Raw genomic sequence first — 16,566 nt, 5'->3', positions numbered from 1 at the left:
CACTCGTGATCATGGGCTTCCGGAACATTGCCCTGAGCACTGTTTCGGAAGCCCAGGATCACGGAGGGAACATCAGGGTCACGAGGAGCACGGAGCCGAGGATGGCGCACCTCCCAGGGGGAGGGCGCAGTTCCCGCGCTACGGGTGACGACCCCGCCCGCCCCTGGAGCTGCCGTGCTGGCCCTCGCCTTGACCGACCTGCACCTCACGGCCCTCGATGCGACAGCGCTGGCCGGTCTTGCGGAGGGCGCCGGCCCCTCCCCGCTCGAAGGCTTGCTCGTGGGGGTCGCCGCGGGGCTGGCGATCTCCGTTCCCTTCGGTGCGCTCTCCGGGATGCTCATGGACGTTGGCCTGCGCTCCACACCGAGAGTGGCCCTGTGCGCGGCTGCTGGCGTGGCCGCAAGCAATGTCTTCTTCGCTCTCGTGGCGGCGACGGCGGGCGGCGTCGTCAGCGGGGCGCTGGGACCCTGGCACGCGGAGGTGAAGATGGTGGCCGCCGTCGTCATCGTCGTGATCGGTGCTCATGTTCTCCGGTCAGCCTTGCAGACAGTGCCCATCGCTCTCCACAGTTGCCGGGACCCGGCTCCGGAGGCGGAGGGGGCGCGCTCGACGCTCCTGCGATTCGTGGTTCATGCGGCCCCCAATTCCCTCACGACCCTCACCCTCACCGCACTGGCGACCTCACTGGGGCCATCCAGCACGCCGAGCGTGGTGCTGGCGTTCGCGCTCGGGTGCGGTACCGCTTCCGTGCTGTGGCACTCCGGTCTTGCCCTGGCCGGTCACCTGCTGGGGCGCTGGCTCACCGTGCGGGCCCGGCGAGTCGCGGCGTGGGCCGGCGCTGTGGTCACCGTGGGGATGGCGGCCCAGATGGTGGTGGCATGACCCCGCTGAGAGCCCCGCTGGTCGCTGGGCCGGCCAGCGGACTGACGACTGGGCCGATCCTTGGATCGATCCCTGGGGTGACCACCGTGCTAACCACCCACGTCACCTCTTCTGAGGGCTCGTAGGAGCAGAGAGCCCCCACGCGCACCGACGCCCGCAGGTGCTCGCCGAGTTCGGGGTGGACCGCAGCGAGCTGCCGCAGCACCGCCCGCAGGCGCCACCCCACCGTTGACCTCACGCGTTCCGCCGTCCCGCCGGCGCGGCGCGCACGCCCGTGCCACACGCCTCCTGCTGCGAGCTGCTGGCGCAGCGCCACGGCCTCCGCACCCTCGCCCTCCCCTCCCTCCTCCAGAGCGGTGAGGCGCCTCCGATATGCGCGGCGTGCCACCGGGTCGAGGATCTCCCCGAGGTCGGCCTCGGCACCGTCCAGCTCCAGCGCCCCCGCCAACTGCACCGCGGACACCTCTCGGTGCGGGCTGGCGAGAAGGACGGCGAGGTCGTGAAGTCCCTTACGGTCGGCGACGTGGACCGTGGTCCCCGCCCAGGTCAGCGTCCAGACACCGACGCCGCACGACATCCGGCCCAGGCGGGTCGGCGGCTGCGTCACAGGCACAGGCACAGGCACGCGCTCCTGCTCGCCGCCGACGCCGAGCAGTGCGTCACGCGCGGCCAGCAGCGCGTCGCGTCGGGTCAACCCCGGTACTGGGAGGCCGCCGAGCGCTGCCCTGTCGGCGGTCCAGGTCGGGGTGAAGAGAGCGATCGGGCGCACCCCGTCGGCTTCCAGCAACGCCACGAGCTGGCGGGCGAGGGGCCGCCGCAAAGGGTCTTCGGCGATCATGGGCACAGCGGCTGCAAGGTAGGTCTGCCAGTACTGCCAGGGGCCCACGGCCAGTATCTGCGCCAGGCAGTCCGCGGCGAAGCGGCGGGCCGCGTCCGGTGCCCCCGCGGCGCGGTGGGCGGTGGCGAGAGCGCTCAGGAGTGCCGCTCGCTCGAAGGGGTGCTGCGCGACGTGGTTGCCGGTCCGCAGCCCCTCCAGCTCCTCGACAGCACGTGAGGGATCGGACGGTACGAGGGTGAGAGCGGCCTGCAACCGCGCGTGCACCTCCTGCCAGGGGGAGCAGTCGCGCACCTCCGGCAGCAGCTCCTCGAAGCCGCGCCGCGCCGCGGCGTGATGCCCGAGGTGGCCCAGCAGTTCCGAGCGCACGCCGCGGGCCCCCCACAGGTAGGGGATGCGTCCAGCGCGGGCGAAGCCCTCGATCGCCTCGTCGACGTGCCGTAGCCCGGCTTCCGCGTCGTCGTCCCACCAGGCGGTCAGCTCGGCGAGCACGCGGTGCGCGAAGGCTCCGGCAGGACCGGCGTTCAGCTCCAGGGCGGCGCGGGCGAAGGCGCGGGCAGCCTCGGCGTCGTCGGCGAGGCGCGCGGCGTTGGCGGCCACGGAGAGCGTCTCGGCGCGCAGAGCGCGACCGCGCGGGTCGGTCGGTGCCTGCGGCCAGCGGGTCAGCACCGAGCGCACCATCGACATCACCGTGCCGGCGAGGCCGTCGAAGACCGCCTCCGACATCGACGTCAGCAGCTCGTCGGCGAGCTGGCGCGCGTCGTCGTCGTCCTGCTGCGGGGTGCCCGCGACCAGTGCGGCGACGGTCTGCTCGACCTCGGCTGCGTCGTCGGCGAAGTCGGTGAAGAGGACGGGGTCGATGCGGAGGTCGCTGGCCGCGCGCACGCGACGGGCCCGCGACACCACGTAGGTACGGTGACGCTCGGCGACCCGCTCGGCCTCCGGCCTGTCAGCCAGCCGCACGCGTGCGGCGCTGCGCAACGTGGCCAACAGGGTGTAGCGGGTGCGCCCCAGCGATGAGGTGTCGCGGTGGGCCGAGGCGAGGTCCTCCGTGCCGGCCACGCGGACGAGAGACCTGTCCACCAGCGCGTCCAGGGCCGCGAGCACGTCCGCGACGTCGACCCCGTCCCCGGAGCACACCGCCTCGGCGCCCTCCAGCGTGACCGTGCCGGCGAACGCCCCGAGCCTCTCGAGCACCCGCTGCTCCACCGGCTCCAGCAGGTCGTACGACCACGCCACCACGGCCGCCAGGCTGCGGTGGCGCTCCGGCGAGGGACCCTTGGCCTTCGCCGTCAGGGCACGTGGGCCGGCGAAGCGCTGGAGCAGTTCCCCGGGTGTCATGGACCGGGCTCGCGCGGCGGCCAGCTCCAGGGCCAGTGGCGCTCCGTCGAGGATGCGCACCAGGGTGGTGACCGAGGGGTCGGCGTCGTCGAGGTGGAAGTGCGGGTTGACCGCCCGGGCTCGCTGCACGAACAGCTCGACCGCCGCGTAGCCCACAGCCTCCGCCGCGGGGGTCCCCGCGGGCGGGAGCGCCAGCGGCTGCAAGGGGTGGTGGCGCTCGCCGGGAAGTCCGAGGCTTTCACGGCTGGTGGCCAGCACCCGCACCCCCGGGTGGCCCGCGAGGGCGTCGGCCACCTCCTGGGCCGCCTCGGCCAGCACGTGCTCGCAGTTGTCGACGACGAGCAGCAGCGGCCCCGGAGGGAGGTACTCGCCCACGCTGCCGGTCGCGGGGACGCCCAGCTGCCTCGCCAGGGCCGCCCGCACCCCGCCTGGACGGACGTCGGCGAGGAGAACCACACGGACCTGGAGGGGCTGGGAGCCCACTGGGTGGCCGCCGGCCTGATCCGCGACGGCCAGGGCCAGCTGCGTCTTGCCGAGCCCGCCGAAGCCGGTCACCGTCACCAGGCGGTGCTCCAGGAGCAGGGCCAGCACCCGGGCGGCGTCGTGGTCGCGTCCGACCAGCTCGGCGCGGTGCACAACGAGGTCCACGCCGGAACATCCTGCCGTCGTCGGGGCGCCCCGGACACCGCCGAGCACCGATCTTGTGCTGCGCTTGCGGTGACGCCGAGGTGGTGTGCGCCCCTCAGGCGGGACCCGTCGAGGCGCTGATCCGCTCGTGGTGGCGGATGACCTCGTCGATGATGAGGTTGAGGAACTTCTCCGCGAAGTCGGCGTCCAGACCCGACTCGGTGGCCAGACCGCGCAGGCGCTCGATCTGGCGCTTCTCCCGCTCGGGGTCAGCGGCGGGCAGCGCCAGGCGCGCCTTGAGTTCACCGACCGCCTGGGTGCAGCGGAACCGCTCGGCGAGCGTGTGCACGAGCGCGGCGTCGAGGTTGTCAATGCTGCGGCGCAGCTCCGCGAGCTCGGACGGAACGGGGGGAGTGGTCATCGGGGGTGCCTCGATCACGGGGTAGGACGGGGACGACGACGGGCGCGGGTCCTCGGCAGGGCATCCTGCCGCACGCGTCCGTGCGCCTGCGTCTCCCTCCCGAGGTGCTCGGCGGTTGCGGCGATCGCCCCTGGTGAGAGGCCCAGATCCACTACGGTCGGCAGCGTCGATGAGCACCACTTTCCGTGCCTTCTTCCCCCGGAGACGACCATGTCCGTGTCAGCGACAGGCGGAGCGGGGCGCCCGCTGCCCTCCGCAGCTCACCACCGCCATGACAAGCGGCAAGACCAGGAACCGGCGGAGTTCCCGGCGCTCTCGAATCCTGACTCAGCGGCCCAGTACCTCACCGCGGACGACCGGGCCCAGCTCCAGGCGAAAGCCGGACTCGAGGTGACGGCCGACGGCGAGGTCGGAACGTCGGCGTCGCTGTCTCCCAACGACACCTTCGCCGCGTTCCAACTGGCCCGGAAGCTGGCGGAGGAGCGAGCGCAGGGCACCGTGACGGGCACGGTCTCGCCCCACCACCTGCGCGACCTGGCCACGCGCTACGGCTTCAGCCCGCGCGCCCTCGAACGGTTCTCCGACGGCGGTGAGGAAGGCCTCGACGTCCGCGCGTGACCTCCGACGGTCGGGGGTGGGCAGGCTCACGCCCGGTGGGCAGCCTCACGCCCGGATCCGGGCCCTGAAGCGGGCGTGATCCTGCCCACCGGGCTTCAGGCTGCCCACTGCGGACGCGCAATGTGGCGCGCAGGTCCTTGAACGACTCTGACCGGGGGCCGTCTCGGGTACCAAAAGTGACCGCCCGACTCCGCTCGGTCTACGGAGGCGGTCAATTTCGAGTGATCGTGAGGGAGTGGTGCAGCTTCGCCGGCAACCCTCGAAACGTGAGCCTCCGCGGGCGGCGAAGTCCGGTGTGGCGCAACCGGCCGTACCTGGCGCTCATCGTCGTCGCCGGGCTGCTCGGCCTGCCTGTGGACTTCCTCCTCGTGGGCATGGCCGTCTACCTGCGCGAGCTCGCGCCGGGCTCGGAGTGGGCGGCCGGGGTGGGCATCACCGCGCTCACGGCCACGTCGCTGCTCACGGTCACCGTGGTGCGTGTGACCGGGCACTGGCGACGCACCACCGCGATGGCGCTCGGCGGCTGCTGCCTCGCCGGCTGGGCGGTGGCCAGCGGGGCGGCGATCTGGCTGCCAAGCAGCTGGGTCGGCCCGTGGGCGCTGGCGTCGATGGTGCTGCTGGCAGCCGGGAGCCTCCTGTTCGGCTCCCGAGTCAACGCGCTCGCCGAGGCCGCCGCCCCGGCCGCGTCCCGCGGGCGGCACCTCGCGGCGTTCCAGTACGCCTTCACCGCGGCGGCACTGCTCGCGCCGCTGCTCGTGTCCGCGATGGCGGTGGGGTTGTGGCTGCCGTGGCTCGTGGTCGGCGCGGCCTCGGCCGTGGGTGCTGCGGCGATCCTGTTCGTGGGGCGTCGGCTGCCGCAACACGCGGTCCACCCGGGAGGACACGCCCCGGAGCAGCACGAGGAGTAGCGCGACCGTCGTGTGCGGACAGGCACTCGCGCGCGACACCGAGCCGCGTCAGCCTCGGAAGGCGAGACGGGTGGCTGCGGTGTCCTCCGCGAGCGAGCGGCTCACGCCGGTGACGGCAGCGAGGAAGTCTTCACGGCGCAGCGACAGCAGGACGGTGTCGGTGAGCGCGGTGACCGTGGCCGAGCGGGGGGTGTCGTACAGCAGCGCGATCTCGCCGAAGAAGGTGCCGGCCTCCTGCGTGCGCAGCAGGCGCCCGTCCTGGGTCACCTCGACCAGGCCGGACTCGATGATGTGCAGCTCGTCGCCGTTCTCGCCCTGGGTGACCACGGCCGTCCCGCCCGCCACCTCGGTGCGGGTGAGGGAGCGCGCGAGCGATTCCTGGGTCGCGGGGGTGAGAGAGGCGAACCAGGGGATGCCTCGCAGCAGTCCCAACGATTCGGGGGCCTGCAGCCGCGCGTCCAGGCGGCGCATCCGGCCCAGGCTCAGCACCGCCGCGACGGCGACCGGCAGCGCGACGACCACAAGCGCCCACTGCAGGCCGAGCAGGTCCAGGAGCGGGACCATCGCGAGGGAGCCGAGCGCCTGCGTGGTGATGTAGCAGGTGTCGAGCGCGCCGAAGACGCGGGCCATCCGGTGCTCGGGCGTCATGCGCTGCACGATCGTGTCGAGGTTGATGTCGACGACGGGGTTCGCCGCTCCCACGACCACCAGGACGGCGATGACGACGACGAGGTGCGGGAAGGCGGCGATCAGCAGCAGCGGGACCGACCAGAGCACCACGCCGACGGTCATGTCCCAGCCGAGACGCCCGCGCGAGGCCCGCGCGATCGCGACGACGCCACCGATGACCGCGCCGATCCCGAGTGCCGCTTCGAGGAACCCGACTCCCTCCGCCCCCGTGCCGACGATCTGCACGGCGACGACGACGAGGAACACCTTGGCGGCGCCGCCGATGAAGGTCTGCGCGCACACCTGACCCGTGACGAGGCGCAGGTCGGGGTCACCGAAGACCGTCCGGAAGCCGGCGGACAGCTCGCGCAGGAGGCCCGCCGGCTCGTCGTGGGGCACTGCCGTCACCGTGTTCCCACGGTTCTCCGGGCGGATGGCGACGACCGCGACCACGGCGACGACGAGCGCCGCCACCGTCATGCCGAACACCGCGGGCACGCTGGTCACCATCAGCAGGAGACCGCCGAGAGCGGGTCCGACGAAGACGGCGAGGCTCTCCAGGGTCCCGCTGGTGGCGTTGGAGGCGGCGAGCTCACGGGGGTGCGCGGCGAGGGCCGGCATCCAGGCGCGCTGCGCGGTGCGGAACGGCGCGACGAGCACTCCGGCGGCGGCGGCGAGGATGTACACCGGCCAGGGGCTCTCGACGTCTCCGAGCAGGCAGCCGGCGGCTGCGGCGATGAGGGCGGCGCGGATGCCCAGGGTGGCGAGCAGCGTCGAGCGCCGTGACACGCGGTCGGTGATGGCGGCGGCGACGGGGGCGGTGAGGGCGGCGGCGGCGAGACGGGCGGCGGTGAGCACGGCGACGGCCGAGGCTCCGCCTTCGCCGAACGCCCACACGGTCACGGCGGTGGCGAACGCGAGGTCGCCGATCAGGGAGATGAGCAGCGCCACCTGCATGCGCGCGAGGTTGCGGTTCGCGAACACCGCGACGATCGATTCCCGGGTGTCTCGGACGACCGCCGTGAAGCGGGCAACGGGTCGGGCAGCCATCGCGTCACCTCGGGATCGGGTCCCCATCGACCACCGCGGGAATGGGTAGAGCAACACTACAGCGAAACAGTGCGCGTCTTGATCGAAACCGCAGGTCGTGACCGGTCGTGACCGATCGACGCACGCGCCTAGGCTGGCGGACGCGCACGACGCGCCTGCTGAGCGAAGGGAACACCGGGGTTGCACTGTCGGGCATGCGCAGAACCCGTCGGCGAGGGTCACCTGTTCTGCGCCAGCTGCGGAGCCTCCCTGCGGAACTGCGCTCACTGCGGCTCGACGCTCCCTGACGGAGCGCGCTTCTGCCCGGTCTGCGGCACGAGGGTCGCAGGCGCGGCGCCGCCGACGACGACGACGGCGGTCCCGGTCGCGCAGCGGCGCGTGGTGTCCGTGCTGTTCTGCGACCTCGTCGGCTTCACCTCGCTCTCCAAGACCCGGGACGCCGAGGACGTCCGTGAGCTGCTGAGCGAGTACTTCGCCGCCGCCCGCGCGATCGTCGCTCGGTACGGAGGGACCGTCGAGAAGTTCATCGGGGATGCCGTGATGGCCGTGTGGGGCGTCCCCGCCGCTCACGAGGACGACGCGGAGCGCGCGACCCGCGCCGGCCTGAGCCTGCTCGAAGCGGTCTCCCTGCTCGGTGACCGCGTGGGCGCCGCGGACCTGTCAGCTCGGGTGGGCATCACCACCGACGAGGTGGCGGTGACCGTCGGAGCCGTCGGAGAGGGAATGGTCGCCGGCGACCCCGTGAACACGGCGGCGCGCATCCAGAGCCTCGCTCCCGCCGGCACGCTGTGGTGCGACCGGTCCACGGCCGAGCTCGTGTCCGAGGTGGTGGCGACGCGCAGCGTGGGTCCGCACCGGTTGAAGGGCCGCGTCGGCGACGTCGAGCTGTACGCCGTCGAGACGCTGCGCAGCGGCGCCCCCGTCGAACGGCGCCGCCTCGAGGTCCCGCTCGTGGGGCGGCGGCGTGAGCTGGCAGTGCTGCGTGAGCTCCTCCACGGGGTCGAGGAGGAGGAGCGACCCCGGATCGCCCTCGTCAACGGTCCGGCGGGTGTCGGCAAGTCCCGCCTGATGCGCGAGGTGGAGGAGTACGTCGAGGGCCTGCCGTCCGACGTGCTCTGGCACCGAAGTCGCTGCCTGTCCTACGGCGACGGGGTCGCCTTCTCGGCACTGAGCGCGGCGGTCCGCGTGCGGCTCGGGGTCACCAGCGACGACGGCCCGGCGGAGATCCAGGAGAAGCTGCAGGCGTCGCTGCGGTCGCTCGTGGCCGACGCGGGTGAACGTGGGTGGATCCAGGGGCACGTGCAGCGCCTGCTCGGGTCCAGGGGCCGGGGAGAGACCGACGACACCGACCTCGACGACGCGTTCGCCGCGTGGGCGAGGTGGTTCGAGCTGCTCAGCGCGCAGGAGCCGGACGGATCGACGCCGGTGGTGTGGATCATCGACGACGCACACCACGCCGACGCCGGCCTCCTCGCCTTCGTGGAGCACCTGGTGAACTCGGTCGCCTTCCCGGGGCTCGTGGTGCTGGTCGCCCGCCCCGAGCTCCTCGAACGGCATCCTCGTCTGGCCGCCCTGCGCCACACGACGGTGGTCAACCTCCCGCTGCTCACCGACTCCGAGGTCGCCGAGCTCCTCGCGCAGGTCGTGGACGACCTTCCCGAGGAGGTCGAGGAGGCGCTGGTGCGCCGTGCGGAGGGGAACCCGCTCTACGCGGTCGAGACGGTCCGCGCCCTGCAGGACCGTGGGCTGCTCGAAGAGACCGGAGCCGAGTTCCCCCGGTCGCCGTTGCGCGTCCGCGCCGGCGCCGACCTGACGAGCGTCGGACGCATGGGAGCGCCCACCAGCCTCCAGGTGCTGATCGCGAGCAGGCTCGACCTCCTCGGCACCGAGCAGCGGCGGCTCGTCATGGCGGCGGCCGTGCTCGGCCAGGTCTTCACCGTGGCGGGCCTGCAGGCGCTCACCGGCTTCACCGAGCGCCAGACGCAGGCGCTCGTCGCCGAGCTCGTGGCGCGCGACGTGCTCGCCTGGGTGCGCGACCGCCTCTCGTCCGACGGCGGGCGCATCGCCTTCCTCCAGCCGTCGGTGCGCGACGTGGCGTACGCCCAGCAGTCACGCCGCGACCGGGCGGCCCTCCACCTCGCCGCGGTCGACCACCTCGAACGTGAGACCGGCGCTCGCGGCGAGCTGGCGGCCGTCATCGCCCAGCACCTGCGTGATGCGCGTGACGCGCTCCCTGGCACCGACCCCGCCCATGACACCGTGACGGCGCGCCTCCTGGCGTGGCTGAGCGCCGCGGTTGACCACGCGGCCGAGGTCGGCGGTGCCACGGAGGTGCTCACGCTCGGCCACGAGATCCTCCGCCTGGTCACCGACCCCGCACGCGAGGTGCCCACGCGCCTGGCGATGGGTGAGGCGGCCATGGCGCTGTCCCGCTTCGACGAGGTCACGGCCGTGCTCGCGCCGGTCCTCGAAGGGGCGGCCTCCCTGGACGACCGCGCCCGGGCGGCCGCTCTCGCCGCTCGGGCCCACTCCCTGATGGGCGATGCGACGAGCCAGTGGCGCGTCCTGGAGCCCTTCCAGGACGCAGCCGTGCTCGAGCGGCTGCGGCCGGGACCGGCGGCCACGATCGCCAAGCGGCTCATGCTGTGGTTCGAGACGAGGGCGGACTGGACCCAGGCGCTCATCTGGCAGGACCGGATGCTCACCTCCGCGGAACGCAGCGGGCAGCCCGCGGTCCTGGCATCCGCCCTCGGCTCGGTGGCTCAGTCGGAGAGCCTGCGCGGCCACCGGGTCGTCGCGCGGGAGCTGCGCCGTCTCGCCGTCGACTACGCACGCGCGAACCACCTCGCCGCTCAGCTCAGCCTCAGCCTGCTCGTCGCCCACGCCTTCGAGCTCGAGGAGGACCTCGAGGCCGCCGTCGCCATCGGTGACGAGGCGATCGCCGTCGCGACCGCCGCCGGTGACCACCCCGCGAGGGAGCAGGCGGTCGCCAACCAGGCGCTGGCCCTGCGCACGCTGGGACGGTGGGAGGCCTTCGACGCTCTCGTCGCGGCGCATCCCGTCATCGACGACTGGATCGCCGAGGTGACCATCCGCGTCCAGCGCGCCCTCGCCGCCGACGCGCGCGGCGACAGGGCCACGGCCGTCTCCCTGCTCGCCGTGCCGCTGCGCGACGACGGGGAGGGCATCGACCGCCTGTGGGTGCTGGCGCCGCGCGCGGTGCGCCACTACGTCGGTGGCGACCTCGGCGCAGCCCTCGACGTCGCTGAGGAACTGCTCGACGTGGCCTACCACTACTGCCGACTCGTCGACGAGTACGCCCATCACCTCGGGATGGTCGGCCCGTGGTTCCTGGAAGCCGGTCGATCCGACCGCCTGCACGAGCTCATCCGACCGGCGCTCCAGGCGGACCCGCTCGAACGCTCGCCGCTGCTCAACGCCGTCATCGCTCGGCTGTCCGACGCGCAGCCCGCTCGAACCTGACCAGCACGTTGCCCTCTGCCCCGGCGCGGACTCCCCGGTGCGGACTCCCCGGTATGGCTCGTCACGGCGACCGCGCTGGAGTAGACCGGCACCTATGACTTCGTCGAGCCCTCCGGCGGCAGCGACGACGCCGGCCGCGACCCGCGTGGTGCCCCTGCGTGACCTGCGCCGCACGGACACCGCCATTGCCGGGGGCAAGGCCGCCACCCTCGGTGACCTGCTCGCCGCGGGGTTCTCGGTGCCACCCGGCTACGTGGTGCTCACGGACGCGTACGAGGACTTCGTCGTGCAGACCGGCATCGCCCCTCAGCTCACCCGCCTGATCACGGCACGCGGATCGGACGCGTCCGACGACGTCCGCCGCCTCTTCACCTCCGCGCCCCTGCCCGCCGACCTCGCCGCCGCGATCGTCAGCGCCTGGCGCGAGCTGGGCTCACCGCCGGTGGCCGTGCGCTCCTCCGCCACCACGGAAGACCTGGCGTTAGCCAGCTCCGCAGGACAGCAGGACACCTTCCTCAACGTCCGCACCGAAGCGCACCTGCTCGACGCCGTCCGCGCCTGCTGGGCGTCGCTGTGGACCGCCCGCGCCATCGACTACCGCAGGCACCATCCCCACAGCCGTCAGCAGGACCAGCAGGACGACGACGGCCACGCTGACCGGCTCGCGCTCGCGGTGCTCGTCCAGCAGATGGTCGACGCCGACGCCGCCGGCGTGCTCTTCACCGCCGACCCCGCCACCGGCCAGCGCCGCCGCACCGTCATCAGCGCCGCATGGGGTCTGGGCGAAGCCGTCGTGTCGGGGACGGTGACCCCCGACGTCGTCGTCGTCGACACCGCTCGGAGAGCGGTGGTGAGCAGGACGACGGCGGACCAGCCCGTGCTCACCCGCGCCCTCGCCTCCAGCGACGGCGGGACGCGCGAGGAGCCCGTCCCCGATCACCTGCGCCGCCGTCCCGTGCTCACCGACACCGAGGCGCTGGCGCTCGCGGACCTCGGCCTGCGGGTGCAGGTGCATCTCGGTGCGCCGCAGGACGTCGAGTGGGCGCGCGACACCGCCGGCGCGTTCGTGCTGCTCCAGGCCCGGCCCATCACCGCGCTCCCGGAGCCCACCGGCGACGTCCCCACCGACTGGACCGTGCCGGTCCACGGGGGCACGTACTGGAGGGCGAGCATCGTCGAGCAGCTGCCCGACCCGCTGACGCCGCTGTTCGCGGACCTCGCCGGGGTGGCCGTCCCGCGGTCGCTGCGGGCGCTGGTCTCGCAGGCCCTCGGTGAGGGAGCGTTCGACGACGACGACGACATCCGCTTCCCCACGGTCAACGGCTACGCCTACTACTTCTTCTCCCACACGGCCTTCGTGCGGATGTGCCTCGCGACGCCGCGGGCCGTCGTGTGGCTCGTCAACGGGAAGGCGCACACGGGCGTGCGCGGCTGGCGGGAGCATGCCCACCCGACCTACGCCGCGCTCGTCGAGCGGTGGGCGGCGCGACGCGAAGCCGAGATGAGCCAGGCTGAGCTGCTGGCCGCCGCCGCGGAACTGCTCGAGGCCGGGTGCACCTACTACACGGCCGTGCAGTCGGTGGTGCCGCAGGCGGTCATCACCGAGGCGGTGTTCCGCGCAGCCTACGACCGGCTCGCCCGCCGCCCCGGCGACCCACCCTCGCTCGACCTGCTGCTCGGCCTCGACAGCGCGCCGATCCGCGCGGAGACGTCGCTGTTCGACCTCGCGGAATGGGCGCACCGCCACCCGCCCGTCGCGGTAGCCCTGCGGGCCGGGCGGGTGCCTGACGATCCCGCGTGGCACCAGCTCCTCCACGACCACCTGCAGCAGCACGGGCACGCGCTCTACACCCTGGACTTCTCCGTCGGCGTTCCGGCAGACCACCCCGAGCCGCTGATTGCCACCCTGCGCCAGTACCTGGAAGGTCACGGCAGCGATCCCCACGAGCGGCAGCGCCGCTCCGCCGAGCGGCGCGAGCGCGCCACCGCGGAGGTGCTGGGGCGGCTCAGCCCGTTGCGCCGCTCCCTGCTGGTGCGGCTGCTGCGGTGGGCACAGGAGGCGGGCGCCGCTCGCGAGGACGCGCTCTCCGACATCGGTCTGGCGTGGCCGACCATCCGCAGGTTCCTGCGGGAGTCGGGCCGGCGGTTGGCAGCCTCTGGGGTGCTGGAGCACGCCGACGACGTCTTCTGGCTGCGCCGCACCGAAATGGAGGCCGCCGCCGCCGGCGATCTCACGCCACTGCGTGACCGTGTGGCGGTGCGCAAGGAGATGTGGCGCGGTCAGCGCCTCGCGAGCCCGCCGCAGCTGCTGCCGCTCGCCCCGCCGTGGCTGCAGCGGGCCCTGGGCGGCGTGATGCCCAGCGGTGACCAGTCCCAGACCGGGCCGGTGGTCCGCGGCGTCGGCGCGAGCGGTGGGCAGGTGACGGCCGTGGCGCGGGTGCTCTCAGGCCCGGAGGACTCCGCCCGCCTGCGACCCGGCGACGTTCTCGTGGCCCGCATGACCACACCGGCGTGGACCTCGCTGTTCGCGATGGCCTCCGCCGTCGTCACCGACGTCGGCGGGCCGCTCTCGCACAGCTCGATCGTGGCGCGCGAGTACGGCATCCCCGCCGTGCTCGGCACGGGCGTCGCTACGCAGCGCCTGACCGACGGGGCGCTGGTCACCGTGGATGGCGACGCCGGCACGGTCACCCTGGTCCCTGAGCAGGAGGAGGAGGAGGAGGAGGAGGACGACGACGGGCGTGGCGGCGATCCGGCCGGCTCTGCCGAACGCGGTGGGCGATCGCGCTGGCTTGCGCTCGCGGGCGGCGCTGCGGTCGTCGTCGTCGCCGTCCTCGTGGTCCGGTCTGTGCGCCTGCGGTCTGTGGGGGATCGGTCCGCGGGGCGCCGGAGCTGATTCCGCGAGCTCCGAAGTGTTGGCCCCTTGCGCGTAGTCGCTTCGTTACTCGGAAGGGGCCAACTCTTCCGAGCTCAACGCTGACAACCCCGCCGACACGAACAGCGGCTGGCCTGCGCGTCGGCGCCGAGGGCGCCGGTCACCCGTGCCCGACGTTGACGGACTCCCGAGCCGTGCGGCGGTGGGCGCGGCCGAGCTGGCGGCGGTAGTCGCGGCGCAGCGCCCGCAGGTTCTTCACGGCGAGGGCATCGCCGCCGCGGGCCCCGCGTCGGAGGGCGTCCTCCGCCTCCAGTAGCCGGCCTTGGTCGCGCAGCAGAAGCCCGAGGTTGTTCCACGCGAAGAGCTCGCCGGCTGCAGCCGCCGCGCGGAGCACCTGCTCGGCCTCCGTGACGTCACCGCGGTCTTCGTCGAGGAGGACGGCCAGCTTGATCGAGCAGTCCCAGTCGCCCTGCTCGTGGCCGGTGCGCAGCAGCGCCTCTGCTTCGTCGAGCTCGCCTCGGCGTCGCAGCACCCACGCGAGGTCGGCGCGGGCATCACCGTCGACGTCAGCTGCTCGGCGCAGCAGCGTCTCGATGTCGCCGCCAGGTTCGACGGCATCGAGGTCGTCGTCGAGATCGGCCAGCATCCACAGCGCCAACTCACCGGCGGACCAGGCGTTCCCCTCGGCGGCCGAGCGCTCCAGCAGCTCTCGGGCTGGTGCGTCATCGCCTCGCCGACGCCACAGGGTCGCGAGGCACATCGGCGCTGTGGGATCCCCCGCCTCGCGCGCCCGCTGGTAGGCGGCCTCGGCGCCGTCGGCGTCGCCGAGCTCCCTGAGCGCGTGACCGAGGTTGAGGATCGACTCCGTCACCCCGGCCGCTTCGGCGTCGGTGAAGGCGCGGACCGCTTCCTCGGTGCGGTCCAGCTCGCGGAGCGAATTGCCTAGGGCATGCAGTGCGTCGGCGTACCCGAGTTCCGCGGAGCGCGTGAAGACGACGACGGCGCGCTCGTGCTCACCGGCCTCAGCGAGGTCGTAGCCCTCGCAGTACAGGTCGGAGCCCCCGTCGTCGTCCTCAGCGACCTCGGTCTCGGTCATCACGGCTGGCCATCCTGTCCGGCCGGCCGAGCCCGGTCCACGGGTTTGCGCTACGGCCCCCAGAAGCGGCCCCGCGTGGAGCCGTCGTGAGCGCGTTGTGCCAGGTATCCAGGTGGGCCAGGAGGTGCCGGCCCGGCCAGCGCGGGTCAGACGACCGGGGCGGTCTCGCCGCTCTGGCGCAAGCCCCACCAGCGGGCGACCAGCAACGCCACCGCCAGGGGGACCACCCCGCAGAGGACCTGGATGACGACGCTGAGCGGGCTGATCTCCGAGGCTCCCTCCAGCACCGCCCTGTTGCCGCTGACGGCGACGGCTGCTGCGAGGGCGAGCGCGATCGGAGCGACCTTCATGGTCGAGCGCGCTCCTGGCCGTCCGTGCAGCAGCAGCCCGACCACGGGAAGCGCACCGAGGAGGCTAATGACACCCGTCGCGAGCCAGGCGGCCTCGTCGCCGAAGTGCGGCAGGTTCAGAAAGGGGCTGACGAACGCCGTGAAGAGGGGCTGGATCACGCCCAGCGCCACCAGGTGGGCGACGACGACGGCGGGTACGGCAGCCAGTGTGCCGAGCAGCGCCAGGCGGGCAGGGCCGCGGTAGCCAATGACGTAGTCACCCTCCACCACGGTGCGCAGCGCGAACCGGTCCACGTCGGGTCCGATGAGGTCGGCGGGGTCGCGGCCGTCCGCTTCTGCCGCGAGCAGGTCCGCGTGGAGGTCAGCGGTGATCGCCAGTCTGTCGACACGACGCAGGTCCAGCCGGCGCAGGCGCCGGTCGACGCGCCTGAGGACGGCGTCAGTGCTGGCGGTCTGGGGACGGCGGCGCTCAAGCGTGGACACGGGCGGGCTCCTCGGGTTCGAGAACGGGCACGGCTCCTGCGGTGCGTAGGAGTGCGGTGATGGTCGTGGTGGTCTGAATCCACTGCTCGCTCCAGGCGTGCAGGGTGCGATGGCCCTCGTCCGTCAGGTGGAAGACCTTGCGGGGAGGGCCGCTGTCGCTGGGGCGCGTCTCGTCGCGCACCAGCCCCTGGCTGCGCAGGCGGGTCATCAACGGGTAGACGGTGCCGTAGCTGATGTCGGGCAGGCCGTGCTTCTCCAGCTGGACGACCAGGTCGTATGCATGCGTGGGCGTGCGGGCGAGCAGGGCGAGCAGGCAGGTGTCCAGAGCGCCGCGGAGCAGCTGGGTCCTGCGGTCGAGATCCGGTGCCATGCGTCGCACAGTAGCCATCGGTAGTGGGTCTCGCCTAGTACCAACTGCGTGTCATGGAGGACTGGCTCCGCGACTGATGGGCGATCCGTGCTTGATGCGCGGCGCTGCGGTCGTCGTCGTCGCCGTCCTCGTGGTCCGGTCTGTGTGCGTGCGGTCTGTGCGGGTCCGCTCCGCGAGGTGCCGGGGCTGATTCCGGGAGCTCCAAAGTGTTGGCCCCTTGCGCGTAGTCGCTTCGTTACTCGGAAGGGGCCAACTCTTCCGAGCTCCCCGCCAACGACTCCACGAGGCACCGCCGGTGTGCGTCAGGCCCGGATGCGCAGCGCGTACGCAGCTCCTGCGGCACTACAAGGCGTGCGAGCGCTGCGGCGTCTGCACTGTGACCAGGAACTCCCTACCGCTGGGCAGGAGCTCGCCGGTCCGCGCTTCCTCGAGGAACACCTGCTCCTCGCCGTCGAGAGGGATAAGAACGTCCGCCAGTAGGTGTGATCATGCTGCGCGGATGCGCTTGGAGCGAGGCCGGTTCTCCCAGCGGTACCGGTCCCAGCACCCCACGATCAG

Annotated in this window: 11 protein-coding genes and 1 pseudogene; 6 read left to right on the top strand and 6 right to left on the bottom strand. The window is 73.0% G+C overall.

Features of this window, described 5'->3' with window-relative positions; translation table 11 throughout:
- Positions 1–174 precede the first annotated feature (174 nt).
- Positions 175–882, top strand: coding sequence for a hypothetical protein (locus BXY45_RS19915; protein ID WP_109776280.1), 708 nt, complete (start codon positions 175–177; stop codon positions 880–882).
- Here BXY45_RS19915 and BXY45_RS19910 read toward each other — a convergent pair.
- The gene (locus tag BXY45_RS19910) at positions 845–3,706 is read right to left on the bottom strand and encodes an ATP-binding protein (protein ID WP_109776279.1); all 2,862 of its coding nucleotides are present in this window, start codon (positions 3,704–3,706) and stop codon (positions 845–847) included. The genes BXY45_RS19915 and BXY45_RS19910 overlap by 38 nt on opposite strands.
- Positions 3,707–3,800: 94 nt before the next feature.
- Entirely contained in the window at positions 3,801–4,106 is a 306-nt protein-coding gene (locus BXY45_RS19905; protein ID WP_109776306.1) for a chorismate mutase, read from the bottom strand.
- A gap of 210 nt (positions 4,107–4,316) precedes the next feature.
- Between BXY45_RS19905 and BXY45_RS19900 the strand changes: the two genes are divergently transcribed.
- Both BXY45_RS19900 and BXY45_RS19895 read left to right on the top strand, forming a co-directional pair.
- Positions 4,317–4,724 carry a hypothetical protein gene (locus tag BXY45_RS19900; protein ID WP_109776278.1) on the top strand — a complete coding sequence of 136 codons (408 nt, stop codon included), beginning with the start codon at positions 4,317–4,319 and terminating at the stop codon, positions 4,722–4,724.
- A 266-nt stretch (positions 4,725–4,990) separates the two neighbouring features.
- Positions 4,991–5,632 carry an MFS transporter gene (locus tag BXY45_RS19895; protein WP_146211291.1) on the top strand — a complete coding sequence of 214 codons (642 nt, stop codon included), beginning with the start codon at positions 4,991–4,993 and terminating at the stop codon, positions 5,630–5,632.
- A 48-nt stretch (positions 5,633–5,680) separates the two neighbouring features.
- Here BXY45_RS19895 and BXY45_RS19890 read toward each other — a convergent pair whose 3' ends face one another.
- Complete coding sequence (locus BXY45_RS19890) at positions 5,681–7,351, bottom strand: MFS transporter (RefSeq protein WP_170131634.1); 1,671 nt, start codon at positions 7,349–7,351, stop codon at positions 5,681–5,683.
- A gap of 180 nt (positions 7,352–7,531) precedes the next feature.
- Here BXY45_RS19890 and BXY45_RS24885 point away from each other — a divergent pair.
- From BXY45_RS24885 to BXY45_RS19880, 3 genes and pseudogenes are all read left to right on the top strand, one after another.
- Positions 7,532–7,669: pseudogene (locus BXY45_RS24885) on the top strand (zinc-ribbon domain-containing protein); the annotation flags it as partial.
- A gap of 63 nt (positions 7,670–7,732) precedes the next feature.
- Complete coding sequence (locus tag BXY45_RS19885) at positions 7,733–10,834, top strand: AAA family ATPase (protein WP_245961945.1); 3,102 nt, start codon at positions 7,733–7,735, stop codon at positions 10,832–10,834.
- Between the two features lie 94 nt (positions 10,835–10,928).
- A complete protein-coding gene (locus BXY45_RS19880; protein WP_109776274.1) occupies positions 10,929–13,730 on the top strand; it encodes a PEP/pyruvate-binding domain-containing protein in 2,802 nt (933 codons plus the stop codon).
- 139 nt (positions 13,731–13,869) lie between these two features.
- Here the strand turns inward: BXY45_RS19880 and BXY45_RS19875 are convergent, their stop codons facing one another.
- From BXY45_RS19875 to BXY45_RS19865, 3 genes are all read right to left on the bottom strand, one after another.
- Entirely contained in the window at positions 13,870–14,805 is a 936-nt protein-coding gene (locus BXY45_RS19875) for a tetratricopeptide repeat protein (protein WP_146211290.1), read from the bottom strand.
- A 146-nt stretch (positions 14,806–14,951) separates the two neighbouring features.
- A complete protein-coding gene (locus BXY45_RS19870) occupies positions 14,952–15,638 on the bottom strand; it encodes a hypothetical protein (protein ID WP_109776272.1) in 687 nt (228 codons plus the stop codon).
- Positions 15,625–16,008, bottom strand: coding sequence for a PadR family transcriptional regulator (locus BXY45_RS19865; RefSeq protein ID WP_109776271.1), 384 nt, complete (start codon positions 16,006–16,008; stop codon positions 15,625–15,627). Before BXY45_RS19865 ends, BXY45_RS19870 begins: the two co-directional genes overlap by 14 nt.
- Positions 16,009–16,566 lie beyond the last annotated feature (558 nt).

The organism is Quadrisphaera granulorum (assembly GCF_003149145.1).
Classification (GTDB): Bacteria; Actinomycetota; Actinomycetes; order Actinomycetales; family Quadrisphaeraceae; genus Quadrisphaera; species Quadrisphaera granulorum.
Note: the sequence above shows the minus strand (reverse complement) of the source record. Positions and strands in the feature narration are given on the sequence as shown.